12 protein-coding genes are annotated in these 13470 nt (G+C 44.1%); 4 read left to right on the top strand and 8 right to left on the bottom strand.

The window, feature by feature from the left end; all coding sequences use genetic code 11:
* A partial coding sequence (locus ACRC32_RS14275; protein ID WP_438554598.1) for an amylo-alpha-1,6-glucosidase occupies positions 1 to 1106 on the top strand: 1106 nt, incomplete at its 5' end.
* Between the two features lie 83 nt (positions 1107 to 1189).
* Here the strand turns inward: ACRC32_RS14275 and ACRC32_RS14280 are convergent.
* Positions 1190 to 2095, bottom strand: a complete 906-nt coding sequence (locus ACRC32_RS14280) for a pentapeptide repeat-containing protein (protein WP_438554599.1) — start codon at positions 2093 to 2095, stop codon at positions 1190 to 1192.
* A gap of 180 nt (positions 2096 to 2275) precedes the next feature.
* Here ACRC32_RS14280 and ACRC32_RS14285 point away from each other — a divergent pair, with 180 nt between their 5' ends.
* Positions 2276 to 2698 carry a GNAT family N-acetyltransferase gene (locus tag ACRC32_RS14285; RefSeq protein ID WP_438554600.1) on the top strand — a complete coding sequence of 141 codons (423 nt, stop codon included), beginning with the start codon at positions 2276 to 2278 and terminating at the stop codon, positions 2696 to 2698.
* A 75-nt stretch (positions 2699 to 2773) separates the two neighbouring features.
* Here ACRC32_RS14285 and ACRC32_RS14290 read toward each other — a convergent pair whose 3' ends face one another.
* The 4 genes from ACRC32_RS14290 to ACRC32_RS14305 form a co-directional block, all read right to left on the bottom strand.
* Positions 2774 to 3547, bottom strand: coding sequence for a class I SAM-dependent methyltransferase (locus ACRC32_RS14290; protein ID WP_438554608.1), 774 nt, complete (start codon positions 3545 to 3547; stop codon positions 2774 to 2776).
* Between the two features lie 79 nt (positions 3548 to 3626).
* A complete protein-coding gene (locus tag ACRC32_RS14295; protein ID WP_438554601.1) occupies positions 3627 to 3995 on the bottom strand; it encodes a hypothetical protein in 369 nt (122 codons plus the stop codon).
* A 96-nt stretch (positions 3996 to 4091) separates the two neighbouring features.
* On the bottom strand, positions 4092 to 4913 hold the full coding sequence (locus ACRC32_RS14300; RefSeq protein ID WP_438554602.1) for a COP23 domain-containing protein: 822 nt from the start codon (positions 4911 to 4913) through the stop codon (positions 4092 to 4094).
* 89 nt (positions 4914 to 5002) lie between these two features.
* On the bottom strand, positions 5003 to 6532 hold the full coding sequence (locus ACRC32_RS14305) for a M48 family metalloprotease (protein ID WP_438554603.1): 1530 nt from the start codon (positions 6530 to 6532) through the stop codon (positions 5003 to 5005).
* Between the two features lie 253 nt (positions 6533 to 6785).
* On the opposite strand from ACRC32_RS14305, the gene ACRC32_RS14310 reads away from it, so the two are divergent.
* Complete coding sequence (locus ACRC32_RS14310) at positions 6786 to 7322, top strand: DoxX family protein (RefSeq protein ID WP_438554604.1); 537 nt, start codon at positions 6786 to 6788, stop codon at positions 7320 to 7322.
* 187 nt (positions 7323 to 7509) lie between these two features.
* Here the strand turns inward: ACRC32_RS14310 and ACRC32_RS14315 are convergent, their stop codons facing one another.
* The 3 genes from ACRC32_RS14315 to topA all read right to left on the bottom strand — a co-directional run bounded on the left by ACRC32_RS14315 (position 7510) and on the right by topA (position 12735).
* Entirely contained in the window at positions 7510 to 7707 is a 198-nt protein-coding gene (locus ACRC32_RS14315; protein WP_192157530.1) for a hypothetical protein, read from the bottom strand.
* A gap of 208 nt (positions 7708 to 7915) precedes the next feature.
* Positions 7916 to 9925 carry an ATP-binding protein gene (locus ACRC32_RS14320; protein ID WP_438554605.1) on the bottom strand — a complete coding sequence of 670 codons (2010 nt, stop codon included), beginning with the start codon at positions 9923 to 9925 and terminating at the stop codon, positions 7916 to 7918.
* 110 nt (positions 9926 to 10035) lie between these two features.
* Positions 10036 to 12735 carry a type I DNA topoisomerase gene (topA, locus tag ACRC32_RS14325; RefSeq protein WP_438554606.1) on the bottom strand — a complete coding sequence of 900 codons (2700 nt, stop codon included), beginning with the start codon at positions 12733 to 12735 and terminating at the stop codon, positions 10036 to 10038.
* Positions 12736 to 12798: 63 nt separating this feature from the next.
* On the opposite strand from topA, the gene ACRC32_RS14330 reads away from it, so the two are divergent.
* The gene (locus tag ACRC32_RS14330) at positions 12799 to 12930 is read left to right on the top strand and encodes a hypothetical protein (protein WP_438554607.1); all 132 of its coding nucleotides are present in this window, start codon (positions 12799 to 12801) and stop codon (positions 12928 to 12930) included.
* Positions 12931 to 13470: the final 540 nt, after the last annotated feature.

Raw genomic sequence — 13470 nt, forward strand, 5'->3', positions numbered from 1 at the left:
TCTATCGTCAGTCAATAGCTGGAGCAACGATAATTGCTGGGTATCCTTGGCTGGAGAACTTCAGTAGAGATGCATTAATTGCTTTGCCAGGATTAACACTCTCGACGGGACGGTATGACTTAGCAAAAGAGTTGTTGAGAACGTTTGGTAAATATTGCTGTTGCGGTTTAATGCCAAATTGTTTGTCAGATGGCGATCGCGAACCTATATATCACAATGTTGATGTTTCGCTGTGGTGGATTGAAACTTTGGGTCTTTATCTAGAGGCTAGTCAAGATTGGGATTTTTTGGCAACTCAATATCCGATCGTGCAGCAAATCTATAAAGCGTTTACGACTGGCACAAAATACAACATTCAAGTTGATGCGGCTGACGAGTTGGTAATTTGGGATGCGGCTGATGCGGCGCTGACTTGGATGGATGTAAAAATTGACGGTCAGCCGGTCACGCCGCGTCAGGGTAAACCGATAGAAGTCAATGCCCTGTGGTACTCTGCTTTGTGTTGGGCAAGTCTTTGGGCAGAACGGCTCAGCCGTACTCCTGGGGAGAATGTGGAGCGTTTGAGCAACCAGGCACGACGATATACCCAGCAAGCACACAAGGTCAAAACCTCGCTACAAAAGTTTTGGAATCCTACCCTTGGTTATCTGTACGATGCGATCGCTCTAGACGATCGCCTCAACAATCAAATCCGTCCTAATGCCGTTTTAGCTCTATCTTTACGCCACTGTGCTTTTAGCGAAACTCAAGGACAGAGAATACTGCAACTAGCAACCCGCAGCCTACTAACTCCCTATGGCTTGCGTAGTCTTGCTCCTAACGATCCTGAATACATTGGCAACTATGCCGGAGCGCCGCATCAACGCGATCGCGCGGCTCATCAAGGCACAGTTTGGAGCTGGTTAATTGGTGCTTACGTGCGTGCTTGGCAGCGTTTTTATCCCACGCAACCGCTACCGATTGACTGGCAACCAATGCTAGTTCACTTACAACACCAAGCTTGCCTCGGCTCTATTTCCGAACTTTTCGACGGCGATCTACCGCACACTCCCCGAGGGGCGATCGCCAAAGCTAGCGCTGTTGCCGAACTGATGAGACTGCTATGAGATAGTTGTTGGTTGACGGTTGACGGTTGACAGTGAAGAAAGGGTGTGGAGTGTGGAGAAATTTTGAATTTTGAGTTGCTTCCTCAGCTCTCTTCCCCCCGACTCCCGACTCCCGACTCCCGACTCCCTATTTCGCTACCGCCAGCATGAACTGTACCATCTGGCATCACTGCGCCCTTGAGGGTGACACCATTGATTTTGGCGTGGAGTATGTTTGCTTTGTATAGCTTCGCTCGACAGAGATTAGCACGGTTGAGGTTAGCACCTAGCAAATTCGCTTCTTCAAGATTGGCTTCAATTAGATTTGTCCCTTCCATGTTTGCCTTTTGCAAGTCAGCTTGACTCAAGTTCGTTTGAACTAAGTTTGCTTGCAATAAGTCTGCCTGTTTGAGTTTGGCTCTATGCAAGTTTGCCCCAACTAATGTAGCGCGTCGAATGCTAGCTTGAATCAGGTTTGCCTCTTGTAGGTTTGCATGACTAAAATTAGCTTTGTAAATGTCGGCTCCCTGGAGGTTAGCTGCTTCTAAACAAGCTTGCTGACAGTTTACCCCTATGAGGTCTGCCATGTAGAGATTTGCCCCCTTCATGTTTGCTTCTTTGAGAAATGCTCCTCTCATATCAGCGCCACTAAGGTTGGCATATTCCAAGTTTACGCCAGCAAAATTGACAAAAGCGAGATTGAATCCACTTAAATTTGCTCCTTGTAAATCTGGAACGAGTTCTCGATTTTGTTCGCGCCAATCGTTCCAGGTTACAACTCCTTTTTGCAGCCATGCTAAATGCTCTGGTGGAGACTCTGCGATCGCACCTTCTGAGGGGTGCGGCGTTGGCTTGTTCATGGATAGTTCAACTGACAGCCCCAATAAACTGTCAATCTTTGCCCGTAGCTCCAGTAGTGCTTTACGATCTAATAAAGTTAAGATATCTTGGGCAATGGATTGCAGCGTTACAGCAGAGGGCTGTACGGAACTAGGCTGCTTTTCAGTCATACTATTGTTTACATAGGAATTGCTTCTCACTTATCTTTCCCAAATTTCTCACCATCTGTAGCAGAGTCAGTCAAGAAGACAAAAGTTTGAGGGGCAGTTTTTTTGACATGACTTACAGCAAAACAAAAAATTCTGCGATTAAACTCGCCCGTACACAAGTCAGAAGTCAAAAGAAGATCTATGCCGATTAAACTGGCTACCTCAGCTCTCGATATATCGCGATGTTTTCCGATTATGATGCAGTTGCGATCGCATTTGACAGAAGCAGAGTTTGTTAACCGCGTGCAACGCCAACAGCAAGCTGGTTACTTTCTAGTCTACATCGAGAAAAACAATTCAATTAAAGCCGTAGCTGGGTGTAGATTGATGGAAACATTAATTGATGGGCAGCTACTTTATATTGACGATCTCATCACTGATACATCTGAGCGTTCTCAGGGTTATGGTAGTGCATTAATTGATTGGTTGATAGAGTATGCTAAGTCGCAAGGGTGCGTATCGCTGCAACTCGATAGCGGCGTACAACGTGCTGCTGCCCACAGATTTTACTTTAGAAAAGGGCTGACAATTAGTTCTTTTCGTTTTAAGAGAAGTTTACAGTGAACGGTTATCAGTTATCAGTTATCAGTTGAGAGCGTGTGGTGCGTAGTGCGTGGAAATACTCTTACCAATTATCTATTACCAATTACCTTTTGTAAATATCATAATATGTTGTGATGGTAAAACATCTTTTGTTGTCTGCCATTGTAAACCGATCGCTTTCATCTCTTTGCGGGCTTGTTTTTGGCTCATTTTGTGCAAGGTTTTGATCGGAATAAAAGGATTTTCTCGTCGATATTCAACTAGTACCACTCTTCCGGCTGGCTTGAGAGCTTTTACTAATTCTTTCATCATTTCGTTGGGATAAGAAAATTCATGATAGGCATCTACCATCAAAGCTAGATCGATACTATTTGTACGTAAGTTAGGATTGGCGATCGCACCTAAAACAGGTTCTACATTTGTGATTTTATTTTCTTGTTTGAGAAACTCAATTATGTCTAACATTTCTGGTTGAACGTCAACAGCCAATACTTTACCTTGAGGTACGGCTTTTGCTAGCCGAAAACTAAAATATCCCGTACCAGCGCCAATATCTGCTACCACATCCGTAGGTTTTAGATCGAGAGCTGCGATCGCTTTTGTTGGTTGTTCTTCCCGTTCTCGACTTGGACGTTCTAGCCATAAACTTCCTGTATGTCCCATCACTTTAGCAATTTCCCTACCCAAGTAAAACTTACCTATGCCATCCGCACTAGGAGAACGATATTCATAAACTTTTGGATTTATTGGGTTAGATTGTGTTTCTACATCTGCGGCAGCACTACTAACATTAAATCCTAGACAAAAGACAATTAAGCACAGTCCGCAAGTGATGCGTAGAAATAATGAAATAGGTGTTTTCAAGTGCATTTTTATGAGTGGTAATTGGTAAATGGGAAGTGAATAATCACTAGTCACTAGTCACTAGTCACTAGTCACTGGTCACTGGTCACTGTCTCCGTGCTTCTAATTTTTTGACTCTTGCCTCTAATTGATTGACTTGCTGTTTTGTTTCGATCGCTAATGTTGCTAGGTTATCAAAAGATTGTAACTGAGTTAAGGTATTGCGGTCGCGTCTGCGATTATCTGTACTAGGCGTTCTGGGAAGATTGGGGCGAGAAGTGCGATCGATTTGAATTTCTAGGCGATCGAGCCTTGCTTCTAAGTTTCTCAGGTCGAATTCTAATGAGTTTAAGCGCGAGTCTGATTGTTGAGACAAAGCAATTTTAGGGATAAAACCAATCGTCAAAAATATACTAATCAAACCAACTAAGAGCGGCAATAATATTTGTCTAAAAATACGATTATTGTTCAGCATAGATTATACAAAATGGACAAAAAAAGTGCCATCAGTCATTTGTCTATTGACTCATGACCGATGACCAATTACCAATTACCAATTGCTAATTACAGTCTAACGAAAATTCCCAGGATTTAACCGCGAATGAGAGCTATTTTGCTTGACTTGTACGGCATCGTCAAGTTCTGCTCCAGTGCCACCATCCTTGGCATCTAAGAAGGGTTTGAGGTTAATATTCTTGGTATTAGTACGTTTTTTTCCAGCCAAAACTTCACGACCCATGTTGATGAGATCGCTAATTTCGCTCTGTCTTCCCTGATAGGTACTGACTGCATCAGTTTGCTGTCCGCTATCAGCTACGGTGAGGTTTTCAAAGACGCGATCGCGAGTTGATATGGGGTCTTGTCCTGGTGGTACGGTAAAAACAATTCGACAGGACGGATCTTTTTCAGTCGTGACGCAAACAGTGTTGTAACTATTTTCTACTCCTGTGGTCATTTCTAGTAAACCATCGGGACGGTAAGATTCTAAACGACGAGCAATTTCGTTACAACGTCTTTGAGGATTCCAACCACCACCCATAGCTGATGGTCTTGCCCACTGAAAAAACTCTCCTGGTTGGCTTTCTGGCTGGTAAACTACAGTGTACTCGCCATTTACGGTCTGACAGCTAAATCGCGTCGCTCTAGTAACGGGATCTGAACTGCCAGGATTGCGGCGGGAAGTAGGCGCGGTATCGCCTTCTGTATCTACGACAACATCGCGATCGCGGTTGGTCGAGCGACTATTGCGATCGCTAGAACGAGAATTATCTTGAGCTATTATCAACCCTTGGCGGGGAAAAGCCATTGCAGTTTCATGTGCTAACAGCAAGGCTAACCCCATTGATAAACTCAAACCTCTTAACAATTGAAACTTAAAAGTTTTTGCAGACATGAAAAATAATCCTCAAACTTAACCCTGCTGCCTCTAAGCTATCTACCTCAAGTCAGTGATGTATCTAGTGCAGGAAAGATTGTTTACATTTATCGATGATGCTTTTTCTTAGTTATCAGTTCCTTCTGAATTAAAATTTTTTCCACCCTTGCTTTCATTTCGGCATGACGCGCTACTCCCTCGTACGTATAGCGGTTGTAGCCATTACGTTGAATCAGTTCTTCGACATAGCGAATGCGATCGCCTGTTGGCGGGTGAGAAGATAACCATGCTGGCGGTTCTCCCCTTTTGTCTTGTTCTTTAAGCGTCACTAACAAATCGCGTAAACCATCAGCTGCATAACCGCTAGCTGCAATTAGTCTTGTCCCTAAAGCATCTGCTTGGCGTTCCATATCGCGACTGTATCTCATGGCAAAAAGGTTTGTCACAGTTCCACCATAGGGAATATATTGAGTCACATTCGCCAGTAAATTGCCTTCAGCTGCCAACTGAAACCCGTGGGAAAGGACGGCGTGAGATAATTCGTGTGCCAGTAATCCAGCCAACTCTGCCTCAGATTGAGTTTTGGCGATCGCACCTGCATTCACAAATACCTTTCCACCTGGTAAGGCAAAAGCATTTAAATTATCGTCTAAAACGACGTAAAACTCATATTGAAAATCGTCGCGACCTGTAACTTTAGCTAGTTTTTGTCCAATTTCATTGACGTAATCAATGACTATTTTGTCTTCTACCATTGGCAATTGTTCTCGCGCATCTTTGGCAATCGATTTACCGATGGATGATTCGCCTCGTAATAACATCGAGCCTGTTTGCAACGCCGATAGCGGACCCAATAGACTACCTGTAAGGGCATATCCTGCTACCCCAGTAATCACATTGGCGATCGCATTTCCTCGCAACTTGCGGCGCAAATGTCGCGTATAGTTGTCTAAATGCAGGTCTGCTAGTTGAGTAAATTCGGCGGTGCTAGGTTGGTTGGGATTGAGAATTGCAAATCTTCGCGCTGCGATCGAGGCTTCCATCCATTTTTTTTCAGCAACAAAAGCTTCTATTTTGGCTTTTACTAACTCCGATCGATCGGGATAAAGAGATGTTGCTCGTTCCAAAACATCGATCGCTTCATTGGGATGACCTTGTTTGTTGAGTGTTGCTGCTAATTGCAGATGTCCAGGGATAAATTGGGGATACTGTTCTACCAACAATCGCAAGGGAACCAAAGTTCTCGTTTGCAGATTTTGAGCGATACCTGCTTCTGCTTCCCGCCAATAAACCTTACCTGCTGGCGATAGCTGAGTTGCATCAACAATCGGTTCTGGACGCTGTTTAACTTCTATAGGGGTAGTAAAAGGCTCTTTGACTTCTCGATAGAGTTTTTCTGCTTCTGCGTGCTGTCCGGCTTGATGTAGACGATCTGCTTCAATTAGTTTTTTTCTCTGCTCGACAATTGTTGCGAGGCGAGAGGCACTGGTTTCTAGTTCAAATGTGGGTGGTTCTGCTGGTTGTTGTTGGGTGGAGGTATTTTCTGTTGGCGCAGGCGGTATCGCCATAACTGGCGTTCCAGAGACAAGCAAAGCTGCATTTAAAGCGATCGCCAGTCGAGTCCAGGCGGGTTTCATAGGGTATGTGTCCGAGTGTAGGAGTGTAGATAATTTTTAGTCTATAGTTGTTAGTCTCCGGCTTCAGTGAGAGGGAAGCAGGCGATCGAAAACTCATAACGAGTTTACTTTTTTCCGAATGTCTATTCTGCATACTCTACGGCGTTCCCGATTTTGAAAAAAAAGCGATACATTAATAAGTAAGTATTTACATTACTTAATACTTCTGTTAACTTTTTGAAATCTTTGACAAACTCAGCGCAACATCTGCATCATGTCTACAACCACCTTTTTAGCTACCATTCTCAAACCCAACACTATCCCTAACTTCTGGTCGCAAACTGCTTGGGCTGTCTTGCGTGCTGTCGTAGGGATTGTCATGGTTCATAATGGCTTAGACAAACTGGGTAACATCGAAAGCTTTTCTCAAGCTTACGTCGAGTACATTGGTTTACCCTTCCCGATCTTTTTCAGCTACTTAGCTGCATTAACCGAAACAATCGGCGCGCCACTGGTAGCAATTGGCTTTTTGACCCGTCCAGCTGCTTTTGGTTTGTTCGGAACCATGTGTGTAGCGATGTACCATCACATCTTGGTTGCTGGTTTAAATCTGTCTTATCTAGAACTTTCTGCTGTTTATGCAGTTTGCTTTCTCTTCTTCACCATCAATGGTGGTGGACTATTCTCCACGGATGCGTTGATTGCTAACTGGCTCGATGCTAGTGCTTTCTCTATGCAAGCGAAGCGGATTATGCGGTTAGAAAAAGCTTATCAGGCTCAGAGTGTGGCGGAGATGGTAAGTAAGTCGTAAGTCGTCAGTCGTGTTGGAAGTTTGGCAACTTGCGATCGCCATTTACTCTACGATTTAGGGAAAGAAGCGATCGTTTCCTTCCCTAGTTTTTCTATTTTTACAGCAACCCTCAATCGTTTATGAAGAACTCGTACTACAATCATCATTAGCTATTGACAAATGACCAATGACAACATGTGAGGGCGCTCTATCTCAATAGTCTCGTTACCCTAATATCGTACTCAATACCTTGTGGGTGGTCGCTTCTAGCCTGCGCTCTAGCGAGGCGATCGACTTTATCTTTTGATTCTGCATCGATTTCGTAGCGTGCTGTTTCGCTTCTGCAACTAGCACTTGTTATTTCTAGGCATTCTTTGATGTCTACCAATACTTCATAAGTGTGCATCGTTTGAGAACCTCCTCGTTCGAGATGCAAAAGGTAGGAATTAAGTTCAGTATATGAAGCTACGGAGTTCACAGTCTTTAATAAACACAATTCTTTATGGTTATTCGTCATTTTTCATTTGTCATTCGTCAGAATTTTCAATTTCTTTCTCCCCCAGCTCCCATTCTTCGAGAAGGGCTTCGCCCTACAGCTCCCTCAGCTCTCTTCTCTAGTCCCTAACTGGGCAAACTTCGTAGAGTGGTAGGGTAACTTGAAATGTCGTACCTACGCCAATTTCACTTTCTACTGTAATTGTTCCCTGATGGGCTTCTACAGACTTTTTGACAATGGCAAGTCCTAATCCCGTGCCTGGAATTGTACCGACATTACTAGCCCGATGAAACGTCTCAAATAATTGGGATAGTTCTGTTTGCGGAATACCGATCCCTTGGTCTTGAACTTGGAAAACGAGATGTTCTAATTGAAAGATTAGCTCGAAATTGACAGTACCACCTTTAGGAGAATATTTAATTGCATTTGAGAGTAAATTACTAAAAATGTGTCGCAGGAGCTTTTCATCCATACAAGCATGGAGATACTGGCGCTTGCAATGAAATAGAACTTTATGGTTTTTGGCAGTTATTTCTATTTCTTCTATTATTTCTTGACAAAAGCTGACTATATCAAGCGAGTGGGGATTAAATTCAAATTTTCCAGCTTCTGCTTTACCAATTAACAGAACATCATTTAAAAGTCCTGTCATGTGTTTTACAGAAGTGGCAATCCGCTGAAAATGCTGATTCTTGCGCTCCTCTGTCCATTTATAGCCGTAATCTCGTACTAACTCTGTCGAAGATAAAATTGTGGTTAACGGCGTACGAAATTCATGGGAAGCTATAGAGATAAATTTGCTTTTCAGCTCGTTTAAATGCTTTTCTTGTTGTAAAGCTCTATCGGTTTCTGCTCTGGCAGCTTCAGCTACTCTTACCTGTAACATCGCCGCTTCTATTCTTTTCTTTTCAGTTATGTCTCGCGCTACACAAACGCAACCCTGCTTGTTACCCTGTTCGTCAACAATAGCAGAAGAACTAAAAGATACAGGAATTGCTCTACCTTCAGATGTTAACAGATTTGTTTCTAGATTGAGATTTAACCCGCGATCGGCTAATGTATAAACACTCAAGTTTGTGTTTTGGCTTAGAAAAATATCGATCGACTTACCAAGTAATTCGCTTTCTGAAAACCCAAGTAAATCGAGTGTTGCTTGATTTACCTTAGTAACAATTCGCTCTGGATTAGTTACAATTAGTAAATCTGACATTGAACTGAGAATTTTATCTAAATAGGTTTGAGATACTGTTGTTCTAGATAAACCTAATATCATTTGATTAAAAGCATCAGCTAAAACTCCGAGTTCATCGTGAGAATCGATCGCAACCCTAGTTTCTAAATGACCTTCTCCAACCTGAATAGATGCTGCTTTTAGCTTGTCGATTGGTTTGAGGATAGAACGAGAAATGAAATAGCCTACAACAATGGTAGTTATGACAGCGGCTAAAGTTGAGGAGACGATCGCACGCTCACCCATGAGAAACATTTTTTCGGTTTCTCTAGCTTCGGTTAATAAATTATTTCCGGCACGCTGCTTGTATTCCTCGATCGCAGGCAATAAGCTTTTTTCTACATACCATTCTAATTTATCTGCTAAAAGCTGCTTGGCATCCCACTCATTAGTAGATAGAAGTTGTAAATATTGCGCGACCAAAGTTTTATATCTTAAAAAATTTGCTTTTAGTGCCTTCAGGCTTTGATAACTTTTTTCTGATTCTTCTCTCGTAATATCGGTTTCAAAACTTGCTATCAATGCCGGGTCATTTCTCTTAATTCTATCATCTATAATGTTTTCAATTTTGCTTAATTTAGACTCAATTAGTGCAAAGACTTCTCCTCTAGTATATATATGCATTTCTCCAATGGAAAGCTTATGCGTTGCTACATTAACTGTTTGTAAGTCAGCGATCGCCTGACCGGAAAACTCAAACTCATAAACGTATTTTTTGTTAATTCGATCTATATGAGCGTGAGTATTTTTATCAACAACCAATGCCAGACAACCGATCGAGCCTACTAATAAAGAAGTCCCGACAAAACCTATGGTTAACTTTTGACGAATCTTCATGTCAGAAACCAATTTATGGGAGTCGCGATCGCGCTGATAGCTATAGCTATGCATTTTCATTTCAACTTCCGGGAATTGCGATCGACGACCGTAAAAATACGGGTGTATCCCAAAAAAATAGAGACACAAATTCTTGCGCCTCTACAATTACACTTACAACCAGTCAGAATCTATGAAGTTTTGGTTTTTGATTTAGAAGCAGTCGTTGTCTTGCGAGTGCTACTACTAGCGGTTTTTTTCTTGGCTGTAGTTGCAGTCCCATTACCGTTAGCATTTGCCTTAGTAGATTTGCGCGTCGTCGATTTTTTAGCGCTCGATTCCTTTGAGGCTAATAGTTCTAACGCCTTATCTAAAGTCATATCTTCGACTTTTTGCCCCTCTGGTAATCCCGCATTGGTTTTTCCGTGCTTGACGTAAAGCCCGTAGGGACCCTCGAAGATGTTGACTGGTTCCCCATCTCCTGGATGAGCGCCCAACTCGCGTAATGCTGGTTTGGATTTGCTGCTGGTACGTCGTCCTTTCTTGGGTTCGGCAAGAATCTCTAGCGCCCGTTCTAGAGTCACTGTCAATACGTTGTCACTGACTTTAAGCGATCGATAGTCTTTGCCTTCCTTACCTTGGTCGTGGACGACATAGGGTCCATAGGGTCCAATACTAGCTTGAATTTTGCCTCCCGTTGCTGGGTGAGTGCCGAGTAGCCGAGGTAGAGACAACAAACCAATAGCTGTCTCTAGGGTGAGGTTATCGGGGGTGACACCTTTAGGTAATGAGGCTTGCTTGGGTTTGGGCTTATCCTCAGTTTTTTCACCTAATTGCACGTAAGGACCGTGAGGACCAATCTTGACATAGATCGGCTCTCCAGTTTCAGGGTGAATCCCTACCTTGTCCGGTCCTTCGGTTTTCTGTTTGAGCAACTTTTCCACTAATTCGGCATCTAAATCTGCCGGAGTCCAGTCTTTAGGAATGGAAGCAGTCACAGTATCGCTACCGTTCTGTGCTTCGATATAAGGACCGTAACTGCCAATGCGGACTTTTGCTTCTAAGTCATCAAAGGCGACTGTTCTCGCAACGTTGGCTTCAATTTGACTTTCCCGTGCCTTGACTAGAGTTTCCAGTCCCGCATCGCCTGAATAAAACTTGCGGAGATATGGCAACCAAGCTGCTTCACCCGTGGCAATATCATCCAAGGTTTGCTCCATCTTGGAGGTAAAGCTAGGGTCTACCAAGTCAGGAAAATGCTGTTCTAACAAGGCAGTGACAGCAAAGGCGGTGAAAGTAGGAACGAGGGCGTTGCTGACGATTTGGGCATAGCCTCGGTCTACAATCGTGCCGATGATGCTGGCGTAGGTACTGGGGCGACCGATGCCCTCGCTTTCTAGGGTTTTAACGAGGGAAGCTTCCGTATATCTCGCAGGGGGTTGGGTTTCGTGTCCGATCGCCTCTAGGTTTTTGCAGTCGGGGCGATCGCCTTTTTTCAGCGGTGGTAAAATGACCTCCCGATCTTCTAATGCTGCTTCTGGGTCGTCGTAACCCTCCACATAAGCACGTAAGAAGCCAGGAAAGTCAATTCGCTTACCAATAGCCCTAAACCCTGCGTCTTCCACCTGTAATTGCACGATAACTTGAGTTTGGCGAGAGTCTGCCATCTGGGTCGCCACGGTGCGCTTCCAAATCAAATCGTATAGGTCGAATTCTCTACCGCTCAAACCTGTTTCTTTGGGCGTGCGGAAACTGCTTCCAGCAGGGCGAATGGCTTCGTGTGCTTCCTGCGCGCCTTTACTTTTGGTAGAGTACTGACGCGGTTGAGGACTGAGATAATTTTTGCCATACATCTGCTCGACGCAACTACGGGCAGCTGCGATCGCCTGCTCGGATAAATGTACCGAGTCGGTACGCATGTAGGTAATGTATCCCTGTTCGTAGAGGTTTTGGGCGACCCGCATCGTGTCCCGCGCCGACAAGCGCAGTTTGCGGTTGGATTCCTGTTGCAGGGTAGAGGTGGTAAAGGGTGGTGCGGGTTTGCGCGTCGTAGGACGTTCTTCTAAATCCGTCACCGTCCAAGGTTTGCCCGTTAAACGCTCTAGTAGTTCCCTGGCTTGGGTTTCATTCAATAAAACAACATTGCGTCCGGCAACGATCTGCCCTGTATCTGGATCGAAATCGCTGCCATTGGCGACTTTTGTACCAGCTAGGGCGATCAGTTTGGCTTCAAATTCACCTTTCGCCTCTTTGCCTTTCGCCTCCAAGGTGGCTTTGAGATCCCAGTAACTCCCTTGGCGGAAAGCACGGCGTTGTCGTTCGCGGTTCACTAATAGTCTGACTGCAACTGACTGTACCCGTCCGGCGGATAGCCCTTTGGCAATTTTTTTCCACAATAGAGGGGACAGAGTATAACCTACCAGGCGATCGAGTATTCGGCGCGTTTCTTGGGCGCGAACGAGCTGTTCGTCAACGGTGCGGCAATTTTTCAGCGCTTTGCGGATTGCGTCTTGGGTAATTTCGTGGAATACCATCCGCTTGACCGGAACTTTTGGCTGGAGTAGCTGCAACAAGTGCCAGCTAATGCTTTCGCCCTCTCGGTCTTCGTCTGTCGCCAGTACGAGTTCGTCAGCAGATTTCAGTGCTTCCTTGAGCTGTGTGACAATTTTCTTTTTATCCTTGGGAATCACGTACAGCGGTTCAAAGTCACTTTCCACATTCACGCCCAACTGCGCCCATTTTTCCCCTTTAACGTTGGCGGGAATATCGGTTGCTGATTGGGGTAGGTCGCGCACGTGACCCATAGACGCTTCGACCCGAAAGTCCCTTGGCAGGTAGTTACGGATGGTGCGTGCTTTGGTGGGGGATTCGACGATAACGAGAGTTGACATGAGAACCTAAAGGAAAAATAGCGGCTGCGGCTGAAAAATCAGAATTAAGGATTTATCGGTCGGATGTCAATAGTTCACTCCTACTACGATTGGATTGGGGAGAGCGTCAAGTGCCTACTGCAAAAAGCGATCGCTGCGGTGGGCATAGCTCTAGCTTCTCCTAATCAACTATTTCCATCTTTAACTTATATCTAGCATTAGTGGCTACCATTGAATGCAAGTTATAGTTCTAGACAATAGCTGGAAGTCTAGGCAGGTAGTGCCAAAATTCACATAAAAATTTTATAATTCACGCCGATCGCTCTTGGTAGTCGCAGGGGCGATTGTCTAGGAAATAGCTTTACTTTACACAGTTGGTAGCTGAAGAAATGTAAATGTACTGAAGTTATACAACATAATCGAGGGTAGAGCGGTTTTTGTAGTTTTTTGTAGTATAAACGAAACGATGCGGCGATCGGGCAATGTTACTTGATGTTACCCAGGGTATTGTTCGACTACCCGTACAGCAATTTGAGAGATAGATGAGTTCATAGGATTGCAGACATGCAATTATTGTAAGGATAAGCGGCATTATAGGCACAAGGTAGTACTGTCTACCTCCGTATCATTTCTGATAGAGCGCGGATTTAGAATTTGAATTTGGAATTTAGGCAAAATAAAATTGCCTGCGATCGCAATTTAACTAAGGCGCGATCGCATTTGTTTTCAAGTACAATTGGCACAAAATCAATTCAT

The organism is Chroococcidiopsis sp. (genome assembly GCF_051657925.1).
Taxonomy (GTDB): Bacteria; Cyanobacteriota; Cyanobacteriia; order Cyanobacteriales; family Chroococcidiopsidaceae; genus Chroococcidiopsis.